This is a genomic window from Pseudomonas oleovorans subsp. oleovorans (assembly GCF_002197815.1).
GTDB lineage: Bacteria > Pseudomonadota > Gammaproteobacteria > Pseudomonadales > Pseudomonadaceae > Aquipseudomonas > Aquipseudomonas oleovorans.
Genome location: NZ_NIUB01000028.1, coordinates 40,523 through 65,580 on the forward strand (window position 1 = coordinate 40,523; position 25,058 = coordinate 65,580).

The 25,058-nt window shown below is 53.1% G+C and carries 23 protein-coding genes; 18 read left to right on the forward strand and 5 right to left on the reverse strand.

Annotated elements, in window-relative coordinates; all coding sequences use genetic code 11:
* The first annotated feature begins 10 nt into the window (after positions 1-10).
* From PSOLE_RS16480 to PSOLE_RS16540, 14 genes are all read left to right on the forward strand, one after another.
* Positions 11-337 (forward strand): TraV family lipoprotein, encoded by a 327-nt coding sequence (locus PSOLE_RS16480; protein WP_020307676.1) that lies wholly within the window; start codon positions 11-13, stop codon positions 335-337.
* Positions 325-816, forward strand: coding sequence for a hypothetical protein (locus PSOLE_RS16485; protein WP_020307677.1), 492 nt, complete (start codon positions 325-327; stop codon positions 814-816). The genes PSOLE_RS16480 and PSOLE_RS16485 overlap by 13 nt, the downstream gene beginning before the upstream one ends.
* Positions 813-3,701, forward strand: a complete 2,889-nt coding sequence (locus PSOLE_RS16490; protein WP_074857415.1) for a VirB4 family type IV secretion system protein — start codon at positions 813-815, stop codon at positions 3,699-3,701. Before PSOLE_RS16485 ends, PSOLE_RS16490 begins: the two co-directional genes overlap by 4 nt.
* Complete coding sequence (locus tag PSOLE_RS16495; protein WP_020309094.1) at positions 3,682-4,068, forward strand: hypothetical protein; 387 nt, start codon at positions 3,682-3,684, stop codon at positions 4,066-4,068. Before PSOLE_RS16490 ends, PSOLE_RS16495 begins: the two co-directional genes overlap by 20 nt.
* A complete protein-coding gene (locus PSOLE_RS16500) occupies positions 4,065-5,408 on the forward strand; it encodes a hypothetical protein (protein ID WP_074857412.1) in 1,344 nt (447 codons plus the stop codon). Before PSOLE_RS16495 ends, PSOLE_RS16500 begins: the two co-directional genes overlap by 4 nt.
* Complete coding sequence (locus tag PSOLE_RS16505; protein ID WP_020309092.1) at positions 5,389-6,048, forward strand: hypothetical protein; 660 nt, start codon at positions 5,389-5,391, stop codon at positions 6,046-6,048. The genes PSOLE_RS16500 and PSOLE_RS16505 overlap by 20 nt, the downstream gene beginning before the upstream one ends.
* Positions 6,048-6,746, forward strand: coding sequence for a lysozyme family protein (locus PSOLE_RS16510; protein WP_020309091.1), 699 nt, complete (start codon positions 6,048-6,050; stop codon positions 6,744-6,746). Before PSOLE_RS16505 ends, PSOLE_RS16510 begins: the two co-directional genes overlap by 1 nt.
* On the forward strand, positions 6,718-7,527 hold the full coding sequence (locus tag PSOLE_RS23815; RefSeq protein ID WP_135406515.1) for an SEL1-like repeat protein: 810 nt from the start codon (positions 6,718-6,720) through the stop codon (positions 7,525-7,527). Before PSOLE_RS16510 ends, PSOLE_RS23815 begins: the two co-directional genes overlap by 29 nt.
* Positions 7,528-7,540: 13 nt before the next feature.
* The gene (locus PSOLE_RS16515; RefSeq protein ID WP_074857409.1) at positions 7,541-8,416 is read left to right on the forward strand and encodes a TlpA family protein disulfide reductase; all 876 of its coding nucleotides are present in this window, start codon (positions 7,541-7,543) and stop codon (positions 8,414-8,416) included.
* A gap of 17 nt (positions 8,417-8,433) precedes the next feature.
* Positions 8,434-9,846: a hypothetical protein gene (locus tag PSOLE_RS16520; RefSeq protein WP_139204938.1), complete on the forward strand. Its 1,413-nt coding sequence runs from the start codon at positions 8,434-8,436 to the stop codon at positions 9,844-9,846.
* A gap of 10 nt (positions 9,847-9,856) precedes the next feature.
* The gene (locus tag PSOLE_RS16525; RefSeq protein ID WP_074857404.1) at positions 9,857-11,896 is read left to right on the forward strand and encodes a hypothetical protein; all 2,040 of its coding nucleotides are present in this window, start codon (positions 9,857-9,859) and stop codon (positions 11,894-11,896) included.
* A gap of 75 nt (positions 11,897-11,971) precedes the next feature.
* Positions 11,972-12,877, forward strand: coding sequence for a hypothetical protein (locus PSOLE_RS16530; protein ID WP_074857401.1), 906 nt, complete (start codon positions 11,972-11,974; stop codon positions 12,875-12,877).
* Positions 12,874-13,392: a hypothetical protein gene (locus PSOLE_RS16535; protein WP_139204936.1), complete on the forward strand. Its 519-nt coding sequence runs from the start codon at positions 12,874-12,876 to the stop codon at positions 13,390-13,392. The genes PSOLE_RS16530 and PSOLE_RS16535 overlap by 4 nt, the downstream gene beginning before the upstream one ends.
* Positions 13,393-13,409: 17 nt before the next feature.
* Positions 13,410-13,835, forward strand: a complete 426-nt coding sequence (locus PSOLE_RS16540) for a hypothetical protein (RefSeq protein WP_074857394.1) — start codon at positions 13,410-13,412, stop codon at positions 13,833-13,835.
* A gap of 322 nt (positions 13,836-14,157) precedes the next feature.
* Here the strand turns inward: PSOLE_RS16540 and PSOLE_RS16545 are convergent, their stop codons facing one another.
* The 4 genes from PSOLE_RS16545 to PSOLE_RS16560 all read right to left on the reverse strand — a co-directional run bounded on the left by PSOLE_RS16545 (position 14,158) and on the right by PSOLE_RS16560 (position 18,191).
* The gene (locus PSOLE_RS16545; protein WP_074857390.1) at positions 14,158-14,703 is read right to left on the reverse strand and encodes a hypothetical protein; all 546 of its coding nucleotides are present in this window, start codon (positions 14,701-14,703) and stop codon (positions 14,158-14,160) included.
* A complete protein-coding gene (locus PSOLE_RS16550; protein ID WP_074857388.1) occupies positions 14,700-15,749 on the reverse strand; it encodes a ParM/StbA family protein in 1,050 nt (349 codons plus the stop codon). Before PSOLE_RS16550 ends, PSOLE_RS16545 begins: the two co-directional genes overlap by 4 nt.
* Entirely contained in the window at positions 15,746-16,801 is a 1,056-nt protein-coding gene (locus tag PSOLE_RS16555; RefSeq protein ID WP_139204934.1) for a hypothetical protein, read from the reverse strand. Before PSOLE_RS16555 ends, PSOLE_RS16550 begins: the two co-directional genes overlap by 4 nt.
* A 1,078-nt stretch (positions 16,802-17,879) precedes the next feature.
* Entirely contained in the window at positions 17,880-18,191 is a 312-nt protein-coding gene (locus PSOLE_RS16560) for a hypothetical protein (RefSeq protein ID WP_074857385.1), read from the reverse strand.
* A 286-nt stretch (positions 18,192-18,477) separates the two neighbouring features.
* Between PSOLE_RS16560 and PSOLE_RS16565 the strand changes: the two genes are divergently transcribed.
* The 4 genes from PSOLE_RS16565 to PSOLE_RS16585 all read left to right on the forward strand — a co-directional run bounded on the left by PSOLE_RS16565 (position 18,478) and on the right by PSOLE_RS16585 (position 22,872).
* Positions 18,478-19,257 (forward strand): helix-turn-helix domain-containing protein, encoded by a 780-nt coding sequence (locus tag PSOLE_RS16565; protein WP_020309081.1) that lies wholly within the window; start codon positions 18,478-18,480, stop codon positions 19,255-19,257.
* Between the two features lie 7 nt (positions 19,258-19,264).
* Positions 19,265-20,632, forward strand: a complete 1,368-nt coding sequence (locus PSOLE_RS16570; RefSeq protein ID WP_037005471.1) for a toprim domain-containing protein — start codon at positions 19,265-19,267, stop codon at positions 20,630-20,632.
* A gap of 317 nt (positions 20,633-20,949) precedes the next feature.
* On the forward strand, positions 20,950-21,594 hold the full coding sequence (locus PSOLE_RS16580; RefSeq protein WP_020309078.1) for a hypothetical protein: 645 nt from the start codon (positions 20,950-20,952) through the stop codon (positions 21,592-21,594).
* A gap of 15 nt (positions 21,595-21,609) precedes the next feature.
* Entirely contained in the window at positions 21,610-22,872 is a 1,263-nt protein-coding gene (locus PSOLE_RS16585) for a hypothetical protein (RefSeq protein WP_074857383.1), read from the forward strand.
* Positions 22,873-22,877: 5 nt separating this feature from the next.
* Here PSOLE_RS16585 and PSOLE_RS16590 read toward each other — a convergent pair whose 3' ends face one another.
* Positions 22,878-24,146 (reverse strand): GGDEF domain-containing response regulator, encoded by a 1,269-nt coding sequence (locus tag PSOLE_RS16590; RefSeq protein ID WP_158212583.1) that lies wholly within the window; start codon positions 24,144-24,146, stop codon positions 22,878-22,880.
* Positions 24,147-25,058: the final 912 nt, after the last annotated feature.

A 25,058-nucleotide genomic window follows, 5' to 3' on the forward strand; every position in this document is an offset into this window, starting at 1 on the left:
AACGACTCGTATGAAAAAGCCGCATATTGCCGCCGCCATTGCATGCCTGACCTTGCTCACTGGCTGCGCCTCCGAGCCGACATTCCACAATCAGGCCTCGATGGATGACGTTTACGATGCCGTTCACGCGACCGCGCAGCGCGAGACAGTGAGCCTCCTGCGACAAGGCCTTCGTGCCAGACCCGAGCTAGGGAGTTCGGAGCCCTACTACCCAATCCGTCAACCTGACGTTGTGGCTCCCGTATGGAACGTGCCATACGCAGACAAAAAGACTGGTGTGAAGCACGGCGGCAGCTGGAACTACATCGTGGTCGAGGAAGCACAATGGGCCGAGTGATCATGCTACTTGGCTCATTGGTTTGTGCCGGCATCGCGCAGGCCGAGGGTGTGCCTCAAGGAATCCCTCAGCAACAGATGGACGCGATTCGTGAGTATCACACCAAGCAGATCATGGGCAGCAGCCAGGACCTCACCAATCTGCAACCCGATGTTGTTCTGTTCAGAAAACTGTTCGAGCGTCGGGAGAACAATTTCGACCAGCAGAAACTGGTGCCGCTGGACCCTGTGCCCATGACGCAGGTGTTCAAAGCAAACGACCTCACGCTTGGGCAACTTGCGAAAGTAGCTGCGGCAGCCAGTGGCTATGACGCGGTACTGCACCCGCAGATCAACCAGCAGCAAATCGTCAAGATCAACTCCCGCCCGAACTCGCTCACCGATATAGCCGAGTACCTGACACGCGTCACTGATGCCCAGTTCACCGTCTACCAAGAGAGCCGGGCTCTGGTAGGGCTGCCCAAAGGACTCACGCAATGACCGAGATAACCCAACTGGATCATCTGCATCTTTACGACACAGACCTCCAAGCACTCGCGAGGCGTAACTACCAAGGCGGTATGCCGATTGAGCTTCTGAGCGACGCCTACCTGTTTGAGGAACATGGATGCTACTTCCACACCGTCGATGGCCGATTTGCAAAGATTTGGCGCATCCAGGGCGCGGACGGCGCCATGCTCAACAATGAGGAACTGCATGCCGTATGCGCATCATTCGGCGAAGCGCTGAATAACTTCCCTTATGGCAGTTCAGGTCAATTCATCCGTCATACGCATCGCGATATTCGCGCACTAATGTCGCACTACGCTCGAAACCTGGATACAGACCTCGGCGAATTCGAATCAGCACTAGCTGACTCGATCATCAAGCGCCAGTACAACGCTGCAATTTCCCCAAACGGTTTTTTTGCCAAGCTCAGCTCCGCCACATTGGAGAAGATGCGTGCCGATGCCATGTCGGCCTTGGACAACGAAGAAAATGATGACGTGAGAGCCAACGTCTCAAACGCGATCCAGCGTGAAATCAATGAAGGGCGCTACCCATTCATATCGAATTACTACCTGATCTTCATGTGGGAACCGGAGTACATGTTTGGCAAGTTCATTGACCAAACTTGGAAAGCAGCACTTGCATCTGTTGGTTTAGCAGACGCCGATGCGCTTGCACATGAGGCCTACTCCAAGCATAGCGAGAAGTTCGGCTCACTTTGCAACGGCATCGCACAGACCTTGGCGGCTCAAGGGTTCAGCCCAGAAGAACTGAATGGTCAGGGCTTCGTAAACTGGCAATACCAGCTTCTCAATCCTGTTCGCTACTACAACATGGAACCACCGGCATACCGCCCAGATATGCCTGTATATGAGTGCCTGAAATCACCTGACATGACTCCGAGTCATCAGGCAATAAACTCTGCAACCGCTTTCTCGCAAGTTAGAACTAGCGGTAAGGGTTACACTATTCACGATAGCGGACATGATTACTTCATTCGCGCTGTTTCGGTCATAGGCAAACCTGCGAAGTCCGCGCCGGGAATGCTCCAAACTGCAATGCGCGGCATTGAGAGTGAGTCACTTATCACACTCAACTGGTACGTACCCACGAAGGCTAAGGTCACGGCACGACTTGCGGCGCGAGGCAAGTTGATCGCCTCCAAAAAAGGAATGCGCCTTGGGGACAAGCTGACACTGCAACAACAGGAAGACGACCTGGATGCAGTGAAGGGCAAAACCTCCAGCGAGAACGTGGTAGGTCGTGAGCAGTTTTTTGACACATCCATTCATGTGTGCTTGATGGGTTTTGATAGTGAAAAACTCGAAACTCAAACTGAGCAGCTTGAGTCGCTATTCTGGCGAATTGGCTCTGCGGAGAAGATGCGCGGTGACGCAGCGGTTCGCACCGCCTTTCCGCTGAACTATGTAGAAAAAAGCCGATCCTTGCTGCGCCGGGACACCCCTCACCTCACTGAAAGTCTTTCGCATATGTGCCCGATTTTCATGGAGTACCAGGGTGTGCCTGACCCTGGCCTGATCATGAACAATCGCCTTGGCCAGCCAATTTACCTTGACCTTTTCGGCAACTTGGTTGTTACAGCCCACTCGCTGATCGTTGGTACAACTGGTAGTGGTAAGTCGTTCGCTTTCAACAACATCCTGATGGGCACAAGGGTCAAGTACCGACCCAAGGTCTGGATCATTGATAAGGGTGATAGCTACGAATCACTCTGCATCGTGCTTGGTGGTAACTATATTCGCCTCGCGACTGAGCCATATGTCGATAAAACGACAGGCCGCACTATCTATCCAATCTGCATCAACCCGTTCTATCTCAGCAAAGATGAGGACGGGAAGAATCTTGTACCGAAAAGCGACGAGACTATGTTCATTGCTGACCTGCTGGTCATGGCAATGACTACCGGCAATGGCGACGCCAATGCTGCGGTGCATACCAAATCGCGACCGCTTCTCTATACCGCCCTTTCGGAGTTTTTTAGCGAGTGGGTAGAAACAAGGCCGTTCGATGAGCCGATCATGAGCGACTTCATGCCTAAGCTCGCCAAGACAAACTTCACCGACCTGTCTGGTGAAGACTTGGTAGAACGGCTGACCTTGTTTTATGGCAATGGCCCATATGCTGCAATTTTCGACGGGAAATTACAGGTTGATTGGGACAATGATTTCACCGTACTTGAAACACAGCGTATGGCGAAATCTGACGCTCTACCAATCGTCACGCTCGCGCTGTTCCGCCAAATCGACATGTACTGCAAGTTCAAGCTCGACAAGGACAGGAAGAAGCTGATTGCAGTGGACGAAGCGTGGGCAACACTGTCCTCCCCCACCGCAGCCGCTGCCTTGGCCGGTTTTTACCGGGAAATGCGGAAATACAAAGCTGGGTGTCTACTCATTAGTCAGACAGTCAAAGACTTTGTGCGAATCCTCAACGCGGAGGCAAACGGCTCTGGGGATCAGCAGGATGGCATCCTGGAGAACACCTCGCATTACTTCTTTCTTGCCTGCTCGGAGTCGGACTACAAGCTCGCAAAAAGTGAACTCAGCTTCTCAGATGAGGAAATTGAGTTGTGGCGGTCGCTGGCATCACTTCCGCCGCTCTACTCCGAAGTCTTTTATCGGATGCGAACCGAACAGGGGCTCTATTACTCGGGAGTCTTCCGACTATTCGCAAGCTCGGTATCACTCTGGATCGCATCGTCCGCGCCGGAGGACTACGTGCTGCGAGAACAGAGAACTCAAGAACTCATCAAGAAACAAGGCATTGACGAGCAGCTAGCACGTCAACGAGCCATCGTCGAACTAGCAGATGAATACCCTTACGGAGCCAGATTCCATGTCCAAGACGCTGCGTAGTGCCGCACTCACAACTGCAACCGCCATCCTTCTGGCCGGTTGCGCCTCCAAATACGAGCCGAGAGAAAGCATCGTCGATGAGGCCAAGGCCGCCAAGAAAGAAAAAATTGTTGCCCCGCAAACGGTTCTTGAGCGTCAGGCATACGAAAAAGGGGTACAGGACGTACTCATTGATATGAAAGGGAAGATGAGAGCACGCGACCGATTCACCTGGGAAGCGCCAATCATCCAATGCGGCGTTGAAATTCCAGGCCGAGTGATCAACGGAATGCTGGTCCCGACACACGAAGAATGCGTCCAGATTGCACCTGGCCGCTGGATTGAAGAAGCGCCGACCTTTCTGCCGGCTCTAGGAGCGAACGAATGAGTGACAAAACGAACATGCTTGGGAACCTTGGCTCGCGGATTCGTGACGGATTGTCTCGCATGAACCAAGACGCCAAGGACAAAGCAGAAGGCAAGAAAGGTTCCTCGACTCCCGAGAACGAAAGCATCGGTGCTCCCGACGAAACAATGGACGAGGCTTTGGCTGCTGAAAGCCGCACCGAGAAAGATCGTATTTCGGCTGTCCCAGAAGACGAAATCGATGATGCGCTCATCATCGAAATGGAACCCCAGGAACAAAAGCCGAAACCCAAAGGGCTTGATAACAAGCAGAAGCTGTTGGTGCTTGGCGCCATGGCTATCGCTGGCATTTACTGGCAATTCCAGTCACCCGCACCGATGCCGACTGAGCAAGCAGGTAGCGAACAGGCTCAGAACCAGGGACAACTGGAAGTGCCTGCGGGCGAGGAAGTGGACGGGCCGACATTCGATTTAGCTGGTCCTGCGGATGATGAATCACCGATCCAGACCACATCCAGCACAAGCTCGCTTGATGAGCTTGGATTCGGTGTACCAGCGGAGGGAGGCAAGGATGCTGCAAATGATCCAATTGGCACTGACCTGCTGACAGCGGACCTCGACGAACAGCTCACCAGACTTGGGGATGACGGAAACGAAATCCTCGATCCATTCACGGGCAAAGTGAAAACTGAGCCTGCCGCTGCGCTGCAAGTCACTGGTGCGAATGAGGTAAAGGCTGAGCCAACCCTGAACGTCGAAGCCGACTTGGGCCTGATCGGCGCCTCGGATGCGAACCCGTTTGATGCACCTAATAGTAAGTCCACCGAGTTGAGTGGCACCCAGATCAAAAATGCGGATAGTAGTTCTGGCGAACTGAAAGATCAGGGCGCGAATGCTGACGTAGCCAACCTCAATGCCAAATTGGCAGAGAAGGATGGTCGGATTGGTGAGTTGGAGAACGAGGTGGGCAAGCTCAAGACTGACCTTGCCAAGGCGAAAGACGAAGTGGCGAAGCTAACCAGTCGCCCGAGTCCGAGCGCCAAAACCACAAAAACTCAGCCCGCAAAGCAGACCACCGCTGCACAGCGCTCGCACTCGACGAATCGAGTCGCCTCTGCGCCGAAAGCTATCGCAAGACCACGCATTTGCGTGACTGCGGTAGCCCAAGCGGCCAGGAATTGCACCACATGCGTCCCGCATGCCTTCATCACCCACCGTGGTGCAGAAGACATGGTAGGCCAAGGCGATTTCATAGAGGGGCTTCGAGTCAACATCGTTGGGGACCGACTTGATCTACAGAACGCCAAAGGCGATGTAGTTCACAAGTTCTGGAGTTCACCCAATGGCTGTGCCGCAGGTTAAACAGACGTTAAAGATTCAGCCAACAGAGAAAGATAACCTCCTGTTGCAGCAATGTCTGGCGGTAATTAACAAAGAACGCTTTAGCAATAAGTTAGAAGTCAATGCGCGCTGGGATTATCCCAGCGCCGTTGAGCCTCGCGACCCAGCTGAGGAATTGAAACACCTGCCCGAAAGTGAACAGGCACTGATAGCACAGGCCATACAGGCTTATGCAGAGCGTGACTGGGACAAGGCAAAGAAACTACTCAAGCCATTCTGTCAGTACGAGCTGAGGCATATAAATAGCCTCTATATCAGTACGCTCCGCCACTTGAAAGAGCCAATTTGGTTCAATACTTCGCAACAGATATGGCACAACGACCCGGAGTCCATTGCTCCAGCAGTTGCGAGCATCGAAATTCGGAACGATGTTGAAGAAATTCTAGTGTCCCCTGCTCTTTCGAGCATTGGTTACAAAGCCCCTAGATACGTGCTCTGCTACGTACTTTTTCACGAAGGGCTTCATAAGATACTGGGGACCAAGCACTATAACCCCCACCCTCCCCTGTTCCGCAGATTAGAAGCCACTGCCTATCGACGCAATTGCGCAGTGGCCTGGCTAAGGAAGCACAGGTTCTCGACAATCGAGGATTTATTCTGATGCGCGCTATTGCAGTAATAGCGATCCTATTTTCGCAATGCACCTGGGCAAGTCAATATGACTCCCTCATCGATGCCGCAGCGCGGAGCAAAGGAATTGATCCAATTGTTCTTCGCGCCCTGGCTCAAAAGGAGTCAGGTAAGCATCCTTGGACCTTTAACTGTGATGGTGAAGGTTTCTACTTTCAAAGTAAAAATGAAGCGGTATGGGCACTTTGGCAAATAAGCAAGAACCCATGGATGGCCAAAGTAAAACCATTAAAAGGCAAGACGGTACGGCAGTTTTTCTCAAACAGGCAAGATGCTATTGCATTTATGAATAGCTACAAGGCCGCTCAGGTAAAGGCAGGGATGCAGCCAATTACTGTGCGGAACGACAACCTAAAGGAACTCAAATCAGGCCAGGGACGTGTTCGGCAGCTATGGGTAATAAACACAGATATTGGTATTGCTCAGGTAAATTACAGATTCCATGGCGTCAGCAAGGCTAGGGTACAGCAGTGGTTCGATCCAGCTTACAACCTATCATACGCAGCATCCGAAGTGGCCAGACACAAAAGTAGAGGCAAATCAGATATTGAGGCTGCTGGCGACTACCACTCAAAGACACCCTCCGTCCGGGCTGTCTACATGAAAGCACTACTCCCCATCTACCAGAGAGAGAAAGCCCGTGCGCATTCTGTTCTTGCTAATTATTAGTACATTTCTTTCTACAAATACTGTAAGTGCTGCTGAGCAAAGTTCTGGCCTACCGGCAGATCAACTGAAAGCAGGCCTTGCCGCTATGCGCAGCGGTGATAAAGAGAAAGCTTGGGAAATTCTATTCCCACTAGCTCAGTCGGGTGAAGTTCAGTCAATGTTTTATCTCGGCGAAATGATGGTGCGCTCACCTGAATATGGCGACAACCTGGAACGCGCAATTAAATTCTTCACCGTTGCTGCGGCTAAAGGGCACGAAGGAGCTAAAGCAATGCTGCCAAGAGCCAAAGCAATGTTTGAGCAGCAAGTAAGCGGCGCCCTTCCCACCATAGCTGGCACAAATGGTTTGCCTAGCCAAGCTGATATAGCAACTGTAAACGCACAATTGGAGAAGTACAAAGCCGAGGTTCTTCGATTCACCGACAATGCAATCGAGTCTGCCGACATACCTCGAATAGACGTACTTGTCTTCTTGGAGCGAACCGATTCAACAGCTGAGCGCCTTTATAGTTCAGCTCAATCTCTAGAGCGTCAGTTTGGCAATAAGATACGGACTAAATTCTTTGTAGTAATACGGCCAGAAACCTGGAAACCAGACACCCCTCCTACTGGCGGATCAGTTCTGCCCCCGAATGGATTTACACCTGACTTCAAAGGTAACTTAGCAAAACAACACGGGGTTAGAAAACTACCTTCTTTCGTCGTGCTACCGCCAAGCGGACAGCCAAAGATCATTGACGATTTCTCGTCTCTTACGTCTACCATTTCCAGCATGCTTTAATACGAGGTTAGCAATGAAATCTACCTTCAAGATCGGAATCGCATTCTTGGCTGGGGGAGTAATCTTTAATGCTCCTTTTGCTGTCTCAAACAGCGCTACAACAGAGGACATTCTTGCTAGGGCAATGGCGGGCGCTATGCAGACGATGGCTGACTATCAGTCAAAAAAGGAAAATGAAGAACTGGCAAAACTGCCAAATATCATGGACTGCCAGAATATGCAGTGGATGAAGAACTGCACGGAAGTGAACAAGCAGGCAAAGAAAAATCCCACTGCGCCTATTCGCGTCACTAATGCGTCTGGCCTTGAATTTAACTTTGTACCAGGGACCCCATCAGCAATGATTCGGCTCCAACTGGAGCAGACACCAGAAGCAGCCATGGCTGCTGTGAAATACATGGACCAAACCTGGGGAGAGTACAAAAAGTCCGCAAGCCTCTATCAATCCGCAATGTGGGATGCAGGGCCTCTTGACAACATTATTGGCCTTGAAAAAGCAAAGCAGCAATTCGATTCGCCTAAAGCAATTAATACGTCTGCGCTCGCTGTTTCAGTCTTCGTTCATAGTATGTGCGGCGCGTGTGAGGTTCAGCTTTCAACCATGGCTAAACTCCAAGAGCGTTATCCTGCATTAAAGATTACTGTTTTTCAGTTCGACGATAATCCAGACGGCTTCAAATCAAAAGTTACTGATCGAGGCCTTAAAGGTCGCATCCTAAACCCGCTTGAGGCACGTAACGCTTTGAAGGCAGGTGTAGATAAATGGCCGACCACTTGGATTGACAACCTAGCTATGAAGCAGCGTGAACCCCTACCCGGCGTTAGAAGCATCGTCCAGCTCGAAGAACGACTGCAAGGGATCAGCCACATTATTACGGCCAAGAAGTGAGACGTATTGACATGAAAATGAACAAGATTGCCGTATCCATTTTCGCCGCATGCACATTCTCGGTGGCTGCTCCGACATTTGCGCTCGAAGATAGCCTGATCGCCAGTTCTGAGCCCAAAATTCAAGACCCGTATGCCAGTGATCCATCTAACTCTCCATGGGCAATGAGCATGGAAAACGTGACCACCTACGGCGGCAAGGTGGTCAGCGGAGCCGGCGCACTGATAGAAGGAACAGGCAAGCAGTTCAATTCTTACACACCTTATTTCCCTGACAGGACGACAGCTTTGAGCGGTTACGGCTCCACTCAGGTAGGGGTTGGCTGCGATGGGATCAACCTGGGCGGGGTAATCGACGGTCAACTGGCACAGTATCAACAGATGGTTGAAGCCTTCATCCAGAATGCTCCGACCTTGGCGATTATGTATCTTGCGTATTCCCAGCCTACTGTGAAAGCCGTCATTGATGAGCTTAATAATGTCGGACAGTTTGGTCTTGATCTGACAAACATGAGTTGTTCTGGCGTTCGTGCAATTGCAGATAAAGCTGCCGAGGAAAAGGTTCAGGCAATGGCCGAAGCTCGTTGCACAGCCGAGGCAGGCTACAAAGACCCAGAGTGTATGTCTGACGACGGTCTTCTTTCTAATGTTGCTGGAGTCATGAAAGATACCAAGCAGAAAGTAACCGAGCGCAGTAGCCAATATCTTGGAAAAGTATCAAGCGCAACTGGCGGGCTTGTTAGCTTCAATACTGGGGGCAATGGTTCAAGCGGTAGCGGTTCAGGCTCTAACGGAAATACTCCGGGCAGCACCAACAATGGTGTAAGAGCTAAGGCCTGCTCTAACATTGATAGCGAGGGGCTACGCACAATGATTCTTGCCGCTAGCGGCATTCCTTGTGACGATATTAAAAATTACGGCCCCCTTCTACCAGACTATAAGATAAGTGATAACGGCGAGAGCGGTGTCATTCCACGCACGATGACCCTCCGCAAATACGCCGCTGACCTAGTTGTTTCATATGAAGGGTGGATCACAGAGGTTATGTCAGCCGACGAAGATACTTTCGTGAATTCTGCCGGCTTCAAAGCTATTTACAACCGTACTGGCGTCGCCATTACACGAATGCAACATCGTAAACTAGCTAAACTGATGAACTCTGAATCTGATCGGCAAAACCAAGCGCAGGGTCTTGCAATGATTCAGAACCTTGCGCAGCTGATCGCTTTGAAAGACCTCAACAATGTCGTCAATACACTTGAAATCGCTGTTCTGACTGGCATCCAAAACCAGCCAGACGATCAGGTGTTGTCAGACCTGAGAAAGCGTCAATACGTACACTCTATCGAGTCTTTGAAGTCTGAGCTTGACAATCTGACCCAAGAAATCAATTGGGACCTCAAGCGCAACGAACTCGTCCACGCTTCTTGAGCGAATAGAAATGGAAACTGACTTTCTAGAATGGATGTACTTGAAACTACTGGTAGGGAATTTCGAATCCCTGTACCAGTATTACTTCCACAACATGGCCTTTATGGCCCCGTATTTCAGGCAAGGTGCCGTTGGAATACTATATTCAGTTGGGCTGGCGTGGGCTGCTGTTTGTTTTCTCAAGTCTCCAGTTGACAAGTTGCTCACTGGTATAGCTGTTCTTGGGATGGTCTTTGTTGCCGGGTTCCTGGTTAGCCCGACTACGAACACCAAGCACCTTGGACGTGCAGCAGGTACTGAACTGTCTGTAGGTGGCTATTATTCGTTTGTGGTAGCGGGAACGATCACTAATGTCTTTGACAACATCGTGGCCGCTAGCTGGAAAGCTACAGTAAGTGGTGCCGTGAACGGTGGTGGGCCTAGCAGGGAGGCGCTTGCTATGGCCTACAACGATAAGGCTGAAATATTTGCTGAAAAGTTCCTAAATGGTGAGGGGCGCGCAGCAGTCCTTGACTTCCAGCAGCAATGTGGTTCAGAAGCGCTGAAACAAGCTACTTCCGATAAGGATAAAGCTATCCTTCGGAGCGTAGGTATTGGCGCCAATACCCTCGGCATGGAGGTTGGAGACGCTACTACGCTAGGACAGTACACTGCGCGTGCAAACAATGACAATTTTGACTGGCAAACGCTTGCGATGAAGACTCTTGACTTCACCAAGTTGAGTCCTATTGTCTTAACGACTATCGAGGCTAACAAGCTCAACAATCGACGGACCGAAGCTGTTAGCTACCTCAAAAATTTACCTCCAGCCAATAGCCAAATTGACGGAACTAAAGGCTATCGAATACCAACAAGCAACTACTACAAAAACAAACTTTCCAACAATGGAGCATCAGACGAGTCAAGCTCTGATGCCTTCAAGTCCGTCTCATCCTCTGGCAGCGACTTTCAGAAGATGCTGCCTATTGGCGCCACGGCTACTGAGCCTAACACTCAAGGTGACTACGTTTTTTACCCTAAAAACTGCTATGACCTTTATCTAATTGCAAACGAGACTATGAAAAGTCTTCGTACTGGCGCCAAAGGCGTTCCTGGCTACGAAAATCTAGAGCTTGCTCAAGCATACGTTTCATTGTCGGCTGCTAACGCTGTACGCAGGGGCATCAATGACGCGATGAACAAGGAACTCCAGCAGGCTGGCAGTACAGAAAAATATGATGAATCACTGGTCGAAGCATTCGGTGATACCATCTATCAGGGTGCTGCCGAAATCAGCAGCAAATACGATAAATGGATGCTTGAATATAAGATTCCTACAATGATTTCAAGCATGGCCATGATCGTAGCGCTCTTGTTGCTGACCTTCCCTGTATTTGCTGTGGTTTCGGTAATTTTCGGTCATAAGGTTCTAGTATCGTTTTTCAAACTTATGGCTTTCCCCTTCATCGTGGTATTCATCAACAATCTTCTTTTGTCGCTGTCTGCCAACTTAATTGCCTATAACAAAGGCTTTCAAGCAATCACCAACACTTTTGACCCTGGTGGTGTTGACGTGGCTTCCTCGATCAGTGTTATGAGCGCAGAGTCAATCATCTACACTGTTATTACGATTGCCGAGGTTGCTATCGCGAAATTCATTCTGTGGGATGATGTACGTGCTATCACCAGCTTCAATCCCGGTGCGGCAGGCACGCAAGCAGCTGCCCGAGGCGCGGCTATGGTAGGCGCTGTCGCCTCACTGGTCACAGGCGTTCTCGGTCGTGGTGCAAGAATGGCTGCGGCGACCAAAGCTGGCGGAGCGACTAAGGCACTCAACCAAACGGTGTCTGCAATCAGCCAGCAAGTTTCTCAGATCGCCAATGCCGGTGGCGGAGCGCAGAATAGAAGGGGCAATCTCGGACAGGGACAGCAAGGGGGCTCTGGTAGTGGATCAGGCTCTGGCGGCAAATCGACTGGCGGTACAAAACCGACCGGCGACAAGCCATCTGGTGGAGGTGGCGGAGGCGGAAACCCACTTGTTCCACCACAGCCGCCCAAACCTTCCGAGTAACACAAAAGGCCCTACGGGGCCTTTCTTATTGATTCCAAATGCTGAGCCGTTATAAAGACAGCAACGGAGGATCACATGAAAAAAATCATCATCACTACCCTGCTTGCCGCCTTTGCCGTTGCCTCGGCTGGCTGCAAGGACGAGTCCAAAAATGCAGCCGGCCTAACAGAAGCTACCTACGAGCCATCAAAGGTCAACGTTTTGCCAATGACCTTCCCTGGTAAAGGGCAGACTGTTTTCAAGACATTCGGGACTTTCAAGGAGAATATTGCCCCTCAGCCGTACACACACCGTCCTGAGTGGGTAGTGTACATGGCGTCGCCAGGATGGACTGATGGCGGTGATCCGATCACTGAGCGCCTAGCTACTGATGCGGTGGCAGTACAACGTGTCAAACAGTTCCTTCGTGACAATGGCCTATCAGCGACCGTGAAGGTCGCATGGCTCCAGTACGACCGGAATCCTGGGAGCCCATATGTTGAGTCCCTTGACTCTGTGCCGGATAACTTCATCCCTCTGTTCTTGAAACCTCACGGCCCACAGGTTGACTACTACATCTATTCCCCTGCCACCAGACTGGGGGGGAATGGTTCCTCTATGCGCTACGACCAATGGCTAAAGCCTTACCTTCCCTTTGCGAAGAAGCAAGGCAATGACTACATCGCGGCTACTGAGTTCCAGCGCATCGAAGGGTTCGATGATGTGGCCGGCAATTATTGGGATCACTGGGCGCGTCACTGGTTCATCGTTGATCCACAGGGCAACGTTGTTGATGCCTATTTTTCCAACCTGGGCGCTTTCAACGTTCGTGGTGCTAACTGGCCCATCAACAGCTTGATCCATCACCTCAAGCTCGATGGAGACAACCTCACCATTCCTCAAATCGTCACTGCTAACTACAAGTCTTTGTACACGGAGCCGTACTGGAACAAGCTCGACGCCAACTTCCGTGACCAGATTGGGCTGGGCGACGGCAAATGATTCATTTCAGTTACAGCCTTGATGCTGCTGGGAATCTAATTCGGCTAGAGCTGGGAATGTTTCCTGATGCGCTTATACCTGGGGCAGCCTCGATTGCCTCGGCTGCCGATGAGCTTGCCCACCCTTTCCCTTGGACTAAGACCGTTGAGGACGCAATCAACGAAATCAGGTTTGTTCCCCGACCTCACCTAGTAGGTACGCCGGCCCAGGCGATCAGCGAGACACGCAGGCTACCTCAGTCGCCGTTCGTTTTTGTGCCCCCCTCACCCGACTACGCTGATGATTCGCAGATCATGGAAATGATCTTGCTTTACGACGAACTGCCGATTGCTGCTTCTGATGGCCGTGAACAGATTGCCAGCGCTTTGTGTGTTGTGGGTGTTCAGCAGATTCCCTTTATCAGCAGGTATGTCCCAGAGTTACATTCCAGTAGGTGGTCGCACGATATTACCCAGTACGCTCAGCCGGGCTGGATTTCGAATACCAAGGTCTACCGGAAGGCTGCTCTCGTATGAATACAGGATTCGCGACGATGGACAATGACCTGTTCTATCAGCCAGAGGACGGCTTTTGGGCTGGCCTCGATAAGCTATCCTTCGAAGCTGATCAGCTTGAACCTGAGTGGCCCGAGCCTTCCAATCCTTTCATTCGCCGCATGGCCTTTCAGTTAGCCAACCATCGCAGCTACCACAACGTCGCCCTGGCCGACTTCCAAGAAATGGTCGGCTGCCTTCTTATCGAGGCTCCAGGTACGGTTTTCAGGTTCGTCCTCGTTCCGATGGGACCCAGCGCCAGTTTCTTCTCGGTCAAGCTCATCGATACGAGCACATCACTTCCACCGTTACTCTCGGACAACATCTGTTCGATTCGAATTGCCACCAGCTGGATGGCCAAGCGATTCGATCACTTCGAGATTTCATGCTCCAGCGGCGGCTGCTATTGGGTGCATCGGCAATGATCAGGGCTGCGGACTGCGATGAATTGGCTCTCGCCCTGGTGGCTGCTGCCAAAGCTGCACCATCTAGGATCACTTTTCGTATTGATCCATCAAGGATGACTGCCCAACAGATTCTAGCTGCGGCTACACCGGCCCCGCTTTTGGTCGCTCATGGAAATGAAACAGAGCTTGCTGCGCTGATCCATTCATTCCACCAGTGGGGTGATTTAGTGCAGCTAGAGCTGACTCATTCAGACGGGCTAACCCACTTTTGGATTGGGGATGTTTGAGTTGGCGGAGGATAGGAGCCGTTGCTCAGGGTTGTATGAACAACGGCTTCCTGTCAAAGCCCGACATGGACTGCTGATAAAGGGTCGATGGTCGGGGAAGGCGCGAGAGCAGCGTCATCATCCGAGGACGAGTTGTCAGGTGGTACTGCTTGTAGATTCCCTTCTGCTAAGGGCTCAAGCGGCTGAGCTTCACGTTGAGCCTCCTGAACGGAAGCAACGGCTGGGAGGTCTTCCATCGTCCCCTTCCAGTAAACTTGCTCAAGCATCTGCCTATCGCCTTCAACCATTTGGACGTAGTGGTTCATGAGGTTGATGGCGACTAGCACTCGGGACCCATACGGCAGCTCTTTGTAGAACTGCCAAAACATTGGACAAAGGTCCTTATCGACCCTGATCGCAATCTTTCGGGACTTCGCGCCCGGCGTAGCCGGATGGGGACGAAAAAACGAGAGATTGGGTTTGTAGGTAGGCATGAAGGCCTCGCACAAGCGCAACAGCAGCTTGTTCACGAAAAGCCTAGGATAGGTTTCGTAGAACGCTATCAGCGCGTCGTGCTGCCCTTCGAACAGCTCGGCTTTGATCTGAACTACATCTTTCATTGGTCAATCATCGGCAGGATTTGAGTTTTGGCGTAACGGTAAAAGCCACGCACGATGCTCAGCTCAGGTGTTTTCGCCTGATAGATCGGGCAGTGGATGTGTTGCTTGAACACATCCAGGCCGAGCACGCTTGCTCCACCTCCGGCCAAGATCATGCCTGCGAGGAAATCAGTTGAGCCCCATACTTTCTCAATGCAGCGCGGCAGAACGTCTTTGGCAAACTCGTTCCTAGCTGGAGAGCTGATTCCTTTCATGTCCAGCTTCTGTCCCCGCCACGGGATGTAACCATCACGAATCCACTGGTCAATGGTGTATTCCGTGGTCTGCTTGTCCAGCGTGAATTCCTTGGGGATCAAGGCAGTCTTTTTACCCTCAGCGACCAGGGACTCTGGCTTGGTTTTCAAGGTCGTGAATATCGCCTTGTGAATATCCGATACACCCTTCGATTCACCATGGCGCTTGTCCGAGACGCGCCCATTGTTGAACTGGCCAACATCGGTGGTCCCTTGCCCAATGTCGATAATGCCCCACTTACCCTTGAGGACTAGATCGAGAGGAATGCGCTCGCCGCTCTCGTTCTCCAGCTGATCATCAAACCATGGGCCTGCCCACTGGGGCACAACCTTTACAGCTTTCACCTGGAACCCTTCACCTTTTGCCCAGCGACGGATGTTTTCCTCGAACTTCTGAACCTCCTTTTCATAGAACTCGGTGGGGAGCCCGGTCACGATCACTGGATTCTTGATGTCACATTCATGGAGGACCTTGAGCAGAAGAATGTGGATCGTGCTGGATGAGTAGAACGACGAATCTGTGCTGCGCGAAGGGGCTCCCTCATCGCGACAGCTCTCGCCGACAAGAAAGCTTTTGCCATCTTTGGTAGTGAAGCCTTCCTTCGCGAAGCCCAATCCAAGCCCGCTGGTGTCTTTATAAGGTGTGACGAGCGAAGGGAAGCTCCCTTGCTTGCCGTTTCCGGCGATGTAGGAGGTGGTCCCGTTCCCCAGATCAATGGCAATCAGGGATTGTTCGTTCGTAGTGTTGGTCATGGTTTCCCCTTCTTAGGAAGTAGTGCTTGCAACTGCGCCCGCAAAGCGGTCCAGGACTGCATAACGGCTACCAGTTTTTCTTGAGCTTCAAATACATCGTTGATCGACCTGCCGAGGTAGCAAGCCTTGATCACATCCTTAGTGATCCAGGCAGTTTCCTGCCTTGGTCTGAGAGCCTTTATTGCTTGCTGAACCTCCAGCTTGTCAGGCTCACGCCCCAGCTCGCGCCGCAGCTTCTGACCGATTCGCTTTTTCTTCAACGCCTTCTTGAAATCAACCATCTGGTTGTAACGGCGTCGGCGCGTATGAGGGTTGATGCTTGTGACCACCTTGAGGGATGGGCTCGCGGGACCCAGCAGGTCGAAATCATCAATGGTGTAAGTACAACGAATCGATCTATAGCGAACCGGACCCATGGTCGAGTTGAACTCGAACATTGCCTCGTCCAGTTGGCGAGACAGCTCAAGGAATCGGTCGAATGCTGCCGCAAGGACTGGGCGGCATTTCAATCCATAAGCATGCAGAGCTTCAAACCAACGAGGGAGTACAGGCCCGCCAACAGGCAACGACTCCAGCTCGACACCAAAAGGCCGGAGTGACGCGACTCTTTCGTTGAACTGATCGAACGCCTGAAACGCTAGAGCATGGCTTTTGGCCTCAACTGAACCGCAATGCGAGCCAAGAACCTTTGCGACTCCAGATGGGCCGACCTTTGATAGGTCCGTCCTCATTGTGTCGGTGCGCAGTGATACTCCAAGCGCGCCGTATCGCTTGGGAGTTGTATGAATCTCGAAGACGATTCGATAGCTACCTTCTGGCAGCTTGCGTGGGAACAGAGAAACCAAGGGTTCGATTTTGATGAAGGCTGCCGCTGCGTGCTCATCCAGACGATTCACCCAGTCAAGGATTAGCGTCCGTGTAGCCAGCAGCCGAGTCCTGGCCGCATCTAACTGAGCCAGATACTCAGCTTTCTCGTACTTGTTCGGATTGATTTCACGGGTCATTGAAGCGGCATGTCTGGTTGGATACAGCAGATTGTCCTGAGATAGCACCTACGTTGCATCCGAACCCGTTGCCGTTACTCATCGCTGCCAGAACAGACGGAAACTCATGTGGTTTTCATAGAGGGCAATAGTCTTTGCCAAAAAGCAGAAAGCCCCCATGCCAACCCGGAAAGTTGGTGGCGTGCCCTAGTTTTTCTTCTAGCCACCCGCACCAAGCCATCAGAAATGAACCGCCCTCATCTTGCGCACCGTCGCGGCTCTACTGATCTACACCTGCACACCATCGATAGAACCCAAGCCTGCATGTAGGCGGCGCTAGATAATCCTTGCCCCTCGCTAAATCCTCTCTACGGAAGAACTGGATTACCTGTTCCATCACCCCAAAAACCACTGAGAATCCACTGCGGATTGCCGTGCTAGCACCGCCGCCATCTGGCTCGGCACTTGAAAGCACCTTAGATTTATCTGTATATCACTCGGAGCCCGACTGGAAGGCGCCGCCGCACTTCTAATTCCAGCTTTAATCCACTGGATGCCTCACCGGGACACTATTTGTCAGCGCAACGCATCGACTAGCCCACAGAATCCTAGTGCGACCATTGAAAGCGGGATTTCATTCGACGACACGGATAAATTCGCCCAGCCACCCGCGCCCTCCATCAATAGATGAAAAGCCGGGCAGTGGCTCGATGCCGCAGTTCAGCCTGAAAGAGGGTCGATTACGCAGGGGGGCCTCGCCGAAATGAGCCTGGATGATTTGCACCGCACCCAATGAATAAGCAGTGAAACGCAAGAACAGACCAGAAAATATGGATATATATCGCCGCTATAATAATTGGCTGGACTGCGCCAAAACTCGCCGGATTGCACCAGCTAACCTTCCCATGCCACTGACCAGATAGCTACGCTAAATCCTACCGCTATAGAATAATTGATAAGGTGCCAGCAGCATCAACGACCCACGCACCCACAATGCACGTACAGACCAGTTAATCGACCTAAAACACCATCTAATATAATTATTGTGCGTACTTCTCCCCTCCCCACCCCAGATTCCACCTCCAGTACCCGCGAGCAATAAAAAAGCCGGCTTATGGCCGGCTCCTACGGAGGTGCGAGGCGAGCGCTAGAACTCAACCTCCACACCCACCTCACGCTTGTGCTGCGCTGTATACATCTCAACGAGCATTCCAACGACGTGCTCGCTGGCCTTCATGCTTTTGTTGGTAGCCCGAACGACAGCCAAGGCATCGAACCCATCCTCGCCCACGAAAACAACGTCCTTGAGAGTGTTGTTGGGAGTCTCATTCCAGAGACAGCTCACTGCTGGCCGTCCTTGATGCGTCTCTTTAATGAACGCGTGCAGGCGCCCAGCGACCTTCGCGTGAAACGCCTCCAGAATCTCCTTGGGTGACGGGTGCGCGTTGTTCGTATTCATCGTGATTGCCCTCGGCTCTGATTTCGATAACACCTTTATAACGACCCTCCCCCTCCCACTACACACTCGAACCCTTTTCACACACGTCAGCACCACCTTGTCTACCCGACTGCCCGCAAGCGCATGTAAATGCACCGGGTTGAGTTGCACGCCATTTCCCATATCCCAAGAATCGACAGGACTGAACGCCAATGGCGTCAACGGGGCAGAAGACCCCACCACGAATGACAGAAGGGGGGAGCGGCCAAGGCCGTTCCAATCGACGGATGCTGGTAGGAGGCACGCCGTGGAACACCGCACAACATGGTTGGCAGAGCTTACTGAGCAGGAGCTACGGGGACTTAACCCGTGGGTGATCCTGACCTCTGACAAAGCACGCGGCTTCCTAATCATGTCGGCCAGGGATGCCCTTGGCCGATACCGGAAGTTCGGCCTAGCGCAGATGAGCAACGATGAGCTGCTGCATGAAATCTACCCGATGCTGCATGACGCGCTCCCCGGCATCCTTGCCAACTGCGCATCGTCGGTCGAGCCAGAGAACCGTGATCGATTTATCTACGGGAGCCTTCGTCGCCTGATCCGCTGCCGACTTGCTGAGCAGGTTTTCGGGCAGGTAAGCCCTGGCGACCTCATCTATATAGAGGAAGTCTCCCGCACCCCCGATGACGCTGACGACTCCTACCTCCCAGCGGCGCATTCGTTGATGCTTCCTTACATAGCTGACGTGAACAGCTATCTGGAGGCTCAAGCAAATTATCAGCCCCAGTTCCTCTCCGAATCCCAGTTCGTACCAGAGGAACATGTCCAAATGGTCCACCTTCTGATCGAGCGGTTTCGCCACTACCTGACCAACAGGGAGGTAGACGTGCTGCGGAACCTGCTTTTGAACTACCAGGATCGCTCAATGGTTGCTTTGGAGGTCGGCACCACCCCAAAGATGGTTTCGCGCTACAGGCAGAGCATTCAGAAGAAGATGAAGGCTGTGCTCAACCAACTCGGCTGGTCTACCGCCGAGGTGCAGGCTTTGCTCGGTAAGCAGTGCCCCAGTGAAGAAACAGCGGTCTGAGGTGCTGATGAACGATTTCTCCCCTGCGGAGTTCCTACGCCGCGAGGTATTCCCCCGCCTCGATGCAGTGCAAGCGAACCTGCTCGATGGCTTTGATCCCAAACAGCGCACTGGCAGTGGCTCCTACCCACTGACGTGCCCAGCCTGCAAAGCCAAAGAGGCCTTCTACTTCCCGTTCAGTGGATTCATCAACTGCCCACGTAAAAAGGAGTGCGGCAAATCGACCAGCATCTGGGACGCGATGCTTCTCAGCGGCTACGACCATGGCGAGATTTTTTCTACTCTCTGCGAGGCGGCCAGGGTCGAGCCTCCTAAGCGGGATCAGTCCGGCGCTCAAGCTAAACGGGAAGGCGCTGCTGAGATTCGAATTGGCAAAGCCATCTGGCAGATCACCCAGAAGATGGCCAGTGAGAACGCCGCCGCACTCAAGGCATTCCAGGAAGCAAGACGCTATACCCCTGAGCATATGGCAGCCATGCGGCTTGGCTACTACACGACACCTCAAGAAATTCTTACGCGCCTTACTGCATTGGGCTTCACCAAAGAAGACGCTTTAGCTTGTGGCTACGTTGAGGCCGATGAATCGGGAGCCCTGCTAACTGGGTTATCCGGCAGAGTAGTCGGCTACTGGCCGCACCCTGATGGCGAGGACCGGCTCTGGGGCCGTATCCCTGTTGGCTCTGGGGGCAAACAGGTCAAGAAGTACAAGTTCTCCGTCTCGCTCAAGAAGGACATTCCATACCTGTTCAACCAGCGAAAGCCCGGTGTGCTTGTCTGCGTGGAAGGCACGATGGATGCGTGGGCACTACAGCATTCCGAGATATGGGGCTGTGCCGTGGGCGGTGCCTCTATCAACGGCGCCCAAGCCCTGTACCTCCAGAACAGGGGCATCACCGAGGTAGCTCACATGGTTGATGGTGATCAGGCCGGCTGGAACGGGGCCATCACCTCCATTCGTAATTGTGAGTCACTGGGGATTGTGTTGAGCATCATCCCTCTGGGTGCAGGCATGGATGACGCAGATGCACTGCTCAGCTCGGGCCAGTCTGGAATGCTTCACACACTGGTTGCGAAACGAATGAACGCAGGGCAATACCTCGCGTTGATGCTCCGCTCGCTCTACAACGTCGCTGCGCCGGATGTTCAGGCCGTCAACCGCATACATACGGTAGCCGAGTGTCTAACACCTACCTCCCGAATCATGTTCGACAAGCACGCCACCCTACTTGGCGTGCGGGTTGATTTGCGCCTTGAAGCGGGTCGGCTTTTTGGACAATTGCTTCGAGCCGGAATGGGCTTGGACGAAGCCATTTCCAATGTCCGCCGCAGAACAGGCCACGTCATATCCATAGACAAGGAAGAACCGAATGCCTGAAAGCGCACCAGCTCAACGAGGCCCATTCCGCCAAATCGTTCACTTGGTCCTCATTGTTCTACTGATCCTCTACGCAGCGAAGGTTTACCTCCGCGACCCGAACTACAGGCATGTGGAGGTTTGCTACATGCCTTACAAAGTCGCCCACCTTGTGTGGGTAGACGTATGGGGTGCTGTGGTCACTGATGACACAGCGTCCCTACTCAAACACAGCCGCGACTTGACCCACTTCTTCAAGGTCTGCACCGATGAAGTGAGCACCTGGACGTTGCTGCGGAGCCACGGAACCAACCCATAATCAGCAAAGGATGACTCACATGGCTGAGAAGTCGAATCAACCGAATATCACCCTGCCGCAGCGCACCATCACTATCACTGGTGAGTACAGCGCTCGTATGTGTCAGAACACCGTCCGCGTCTCTCGAATCGAGCAGCGCGCAATCCAGATCGCCATGGCGCCACCTGCAATCCGCGATGCAGGCCGACGCGCCATGGACCGATTCGCACAGGCAACCGCTCAGTTCGAATCCGAGCTGGCACAGATCGAGCGAGAACTGGAGGCCTCCAGCCGTGGCGGCAATCGTCGCAGCAATGGTGCTCAAGCGCGTGGCAATGAGCAGCGCCAAAACCAGGGCCGTGACAATGCTGCGGCTTCGGCTTCCACCCCGGCCAAGGCAGCGGCAAAGCCCACAGCTAAGCCTGCGGCTTCCACCAAAGACGCATCTAAAAACGGGGCCTCGAAAGGTGAGCAGGCCAAGCCAGTGAAACCCAGCGCTACGCCCCCCACTGGTCAGGTTGAAGCAGCTTCGAAAGCGCAACCCTCGGCGACTCAGAACGACGCTGAGCCTGCCAAAGTGCAGGATGCCGTACTCGCGCAGGGTCAGGCTGTTGAAGCTAAACCAGTGGCTGAAACAGCCACTGCTGCCGAAGGCGCCACTCCGGCCAATCTCGAAGCCCTCTAACACATCGGTGAGACTATGGGACTGCATAATCTGAAAGATGCTGGTGGCCTGATCCCAAACTGGGTCACGGCCTGCTTGCTGAACGCTGCGTTTCTGGCCATGTTTGTCGTAGCCCAGTATCGGTACGACTCCAAGCCGAGTGCATTTGTGGCGAGCGCCTGCACCATGGCGATTTTGCTGTCTCTGGTCTTGGGACTTGCCCTGCTGATCCGGGAGATTGTGCTGGCCAGAACGGGCGAAGTTGCGAACGCAGTCAGTAAAGGCATGATGGCCGGGCTCAATCTGAGCTGGGCCATCACCTGTCTTTCCTTCATTTGCTTCGTAGCCTGGAAGCCGGTCAGCTCGTATGTGGTTTCGAACCTGACCATCGTTGCCAGTGGCGCGGTGGCTTTGGCAATCGTAGCCATAGGGTACTTCTTTGCAGCCCCAGCCAAGCGCTCGAATGGTGAAGATGCAAAGGAGGGCCACTCCCTGGTCGCTGTTCCAGGCATTAAGCCTTCGGTGCCACAGCAACCCGCATTCCAAGTGACGATTGCCGACCTAACCCGCCTCCTGACTCATCAGGCGGGTCGCGCAATCGGCTACGCAGGTTCGAATGTACTGTTCGATGACGCTTTCAGCTTGGAGCTGGACGCCAACGAACGTGTTGCCCGCGTGTACAGCAATACGAACCTCGTCAATACCGAGGACTTCCTCTACTGGCGCCTGCATATGCTGATGATGGGCTCTGCGGCAGAGAAGGTACTTACTGGTAAATCGAGTCAGGCCGCGCTAGATGACCTAACGTCTTTCGACCACCTTGCAAGCAACTATCTGACCTTACGACCTGATCGAACCTTCAATGCAGCCCCCATCAACGTGCATGAAGCCCAGATCAAGGCCTCACGCATCGCAATGCTCAGGAAGAATGTCTTCGACCGCTGCTATGCTGCCTGCCTGGAGAATCGCAAGGTACTGGCCGATCTGGTGAAAATGATGCGCACCCGCAGCGTGCTCACCTACGGTGATATTCGTCAGCACCTTGAGCGAGTGACCATGCCAGAAGGGTTTCCGGTAGCACGGTTTGACGACGATGAGGTGCTACTGAAAGCGTTGCTCACTCATGACGACCACCCGGAGGTAACTCTTGAGGGTGCCGCAGTCGTCGCGAGCGATGCGGCTGACCAGGACCTCGACTCTACCCTGTCGAGCTTTCCCCACGCTCAGGCACATACCACCGAGCGCCAGCCCGCCGACGCGGCGAACGAAGAACCGCAAGCTACCTGCATGACTGCTTAAATGGCTTAGGGGCGAACTGTCACTCGGTTCCGCCCCGCCTTTTTAGAATCGTATAGGGCCTGATCGGCTTTCTTGTACGCAGCACTCGCATCCATTCCAAGCGTTGTCATCCCTCCGCTGAACGTACAACAGAACTCAGCCCCCCCCTCCCCCGACATTGCCACCACCGCGAATCTCTCTCTCAGCCAGTTGAGCACGACTTCGGCATTAGCTAAATCACAGGCCGGCATGAGAAGGGCGAATTCTTCACCGCCCATGCGTCCAACATAGTCAGTGCTTCGAACGCCATCCTCTAGGACTTTCGCCAGATGGCAAATAACTTGGTCGCCGACAGGGTGGCCATGGGTGTCATTTACTTTCTTGAAGTGGTCAATATCAAGGACCGCCAGGGCGCATACCTCTCCACGCTCTGACAGGCGCCGCATTATGGAATCGAACTGCGAGCGGTTCAGTAGGTTAGTGAGAGGATCGCGGCGCATGCGATTTTGCAGTGCGACAGAGCGCCTGATCGTAGACTTGAGCACCTTGATGAAGGGCTCTTTGTGGAGCGGCTTTCGGATAAACCCGTCTGCACCCGCAGCAATAGCGATCAGCTGCTTCTCGCTGTTGCCTTCGGCTGATAGGAAGATGATCGGCATAGTAGCCTCTCGGTCCTGGCGGATTATCCGAGCCATCTGATCACCTTCGCACTCTGGCAGGTGAAGATCGCTAATTATCAGGTCAGGCTGGAAGGCATCAATAGCATCGAGGACTTCTACCGCACTGGTAATGTGCAATACCTCCACCCCAACCTCGGCCATGTACTTCGAGGCAAGGTAGGCGTCGGTCTTACTGTCCTCAACCAGGAGCACACGGTAGCCCAGCATTGTCCGGTCCCTCATCCAATCTCGGATGAGGTCACGGACACGCTTGGGCTCGTCCTGCACGCTCGTTAGCCGAACGTTACCTAAACTGGAAAGCCGTCTGCGCTCATCAAAGGTGATGGCCCGATCAGTCATTACGATGATCAATCGATCCTCGCCGCCATGTTTGAGCTGACCGCAAAGCGTGTTGAATGAGTCCGGCCAGTCTAGGACTTGATTTCCAACAAGCAGCACAGGCACCTCGCTGACGCTTATGTCCATGCTGTAGCTGGCGCCAGACAGGTCAGCTTCAACCATTTGGATACCAAGCCTTTCGAGGAAGGTTGCGGTCGAGGCGGCTGAGCATTTATCTGCATGCAAGTACATTACTACTGGCGCTGTATCGGTAGCGCGAGAATGTTGCTGGTCCATTACAAACATCCCATAGCGTGTGTCCTGCTATTGTCGGCACATGCGATGGCCATGTCGCTTGTGCGCCGCCATTTCTGCTTGCGTACACCGTGTTGTCTGAGAGCGTGCTGGTGTTGTTCAGGCAGGAGGCGGGGTTGAGTGAAGCTTCGGCCCCTCAGCTCTCAGATTCGGAAGCGAGCGTTGATGTGAGCCTGCACGGTGGGACTTGGCCGCTCGGCTCCCATGTTCGGGCGCGGGCAGCGTTGATTCCCGATGTTTGGGAGTCAGGCGTGAGTAGGCAAGATCGGCTCTGATGGCTCGGCCCCCGTACCGTGGCTTGAGATTCGGCTTCCAAATCTGCCTCCTGACGCCAATGTTCAGCACTTCGAGTAGTCAGATGGCACCACCACTTCACAACCTGCGTATCGGCAACTGAAACCACCCCCTGCCCGCAGGAGATACCAGCACCTCACTTCCAGAGACTGGCCGTCACCTCCCGCTCCCAATCGGTCGATCCCAGGATGCGTGGTTGCCCTCTCTCGCGTCCTATTCTCGGGCTTTGCGATTTCCACCCCTCGGCGCCAGCGTTGAGGCTTGAGGTTTGAGGTTTGAGGTTTGAGGATTTTTCGCTTGGCGACTTGCAAGCGGCTGGGATTCGACTCGCCAATTCCCACGCTCTAGTCCGAGGATTAGTGCCAGCAGTTCAGTGACACTGCTCGACTGCATTCACTATGGCTCCAGTTCAATCGCACAGGAGCCACCATGAAGACGAGCACCGATCAGGGCGTCATCGCCCCCATCCACCCCCAATGTCATCAACTTTGGAAATTATCCATAAATATCATATAATTAGCGCTCAAATCAGTGCATGGGAGAAGCCCTTTTGACTACCTATACCGCATCGCTTGACACCGCCAGCCAAACCCTGGCTTG

What these genes read in the sequence shown, in the direction of transcription:
- PSOLE_RS16480 (WP_020307676.1), top strand. Translation starts at nt 11, where the DNA reads ATGAAAAAGCCGCATATTGCCGCCGCCATTGCATGCCTGACCTTGCTC.
- PSOLE_RS16485 (WP_020307677.1), top strand. Translation starts at nt 325, where the DNA reads ATGGGCCGAGTGATCATGCTACTTGGCTCATTGGTTTGTGCCGGCATC.
- PSOLE_RS16490 (WP_074857415.1), top strand. Translation starts at nt 813, where the DNA reads ATGACCGAGATAACCCAACTGGATCATCTGCATCTTTACGACACAGAC.
- PSOLE_RS16495 (WP_020309094.1), top strand. Translation starts at nt 3,682, where the DNA reads ATGTCCAAGACGCTGCGTAGTGCCGCACTCACAACTGCAACCGCCATC.
- PSOLE_RS16500 (WP_074857412.1), top strand. Translation starts at nt 4,065, where the DNA reads ATGAGTGACAAAACGAACATGCTTGGGAACCTTGGCTCGCGGATTCGT.
- PSOLE_RS16505 (WP_020309092.1), top strand. Translation starts at nt 5,389, where the DNA reads ATGGCTGTGCCGCAGGTTAAACAGACGTTAAAGATTCAGCCAACAGAG.
- PSOLE_RS16510 (WP_020309091.1), top strand. Translation starts at nt 6,048, where the DNA reads ATGCGCGCTATTGCAGTAATAGCGATCCTATTTTCGCAATGCACCTGG.
- PSOLE_RS16515 (WP_074857409.1), top strand. Translation starts at nt 7,541, where the DNA reads ATGAAATCTACCTTCAAGATCGGAATCGCATTCTTGGCTGGGGGAGTA.
- PSOLE_RS16520 (WP_139204938.1), top strand. Translation starts at nt 8,434, where the DNA reads ATGAACAAGATTGCCGTATCCATTTTCGCCGCATGCACATTCTCGGTG.
- PSOLE_RS16525 (WP_074857404.1), top strand. Translation starts at nt 9,857, where the DNA reads ATGGAAACTGACTTTCTAGAATGGATGTACTTGAAACTACTGGTAGGG.
- PSOLE_RS16530 (WP_074857401.1), top strand. Translation starts at nt 11,972, where the DNA reads ATGAAAAAAATCATCATCACTACCCTGCTTGCCGCCTTTGCCGTTGCC.
- PSOLE_RS16535 (WP_139204936.1), top strand. Translation starts at nt 12,874, where the DNA reads ATGATTCATTTCAGTTACAGCCTTGATGCTGCTGGGAATCTAATTCGG.
- PSOLE_RS16540 (WP_074857394.1), top strand. Translation starts at nt 13,410, where the DNA reads ATGGACAATGACCTGTTCTATCAGCCAGAGGACGGCTTTTGGGCTGGC.
- PSOLE_RS16545 (WP_074857390.1), bottom strand. Translation starts at nt 14,703, where the DNA reads ATGAAAGATGTAGTTCAGATCAAAGCCGAGCTGTTCGAAGGGCAGCAC.
- PSOLE_RS16550 (WP_074857388.1), bottom strand. Translation starts at nt 15,749, where the DNA reads ATGACCAACACTACGAACGAACAATCCCTGATTGCCATTGATCTGGGG.
- PSOLE_RS16560 (WP_074857385.1), bottom strand. Translation starts at nt 18,191, where the DNA reads ATGAATACGAACAACGCGCACCCGTCACCCAAGGAGATTCTGGAGGCG.
- PSOLE_RS16570 (WP_037005471.1), top strand. Translation starts at nt 19,265, where the DNA reads ATGAACGATTTCTCCCCTGCGGAGTTCCTACGCCGCGAGGTATTCCCC.
- PSOLE_RS16580 (WP_020309078.1), top strand. Translation starts at nt 20,950, where the DNA reads ATGGCTGAGAAGTCGAATCAACCGAATATCACCCTGCCGCAGCGCACC.
- PSOLE_RS16585 (WP_074857383.1), top strand. Translation starts at nt 21,610, where the DNA reads ATGGGACTGCATAATCTGAAAGATGCTGGTGGCCTGATCCCAAACTGG.
- PSOLE_RS16590 (WP_158212583.1), bottom strand. Translation starts at nt 24,146, where the DNA reads ATGGACCAGCAACATTCTCGCGCTACCGATACAGCGCCAGTAGTAATG.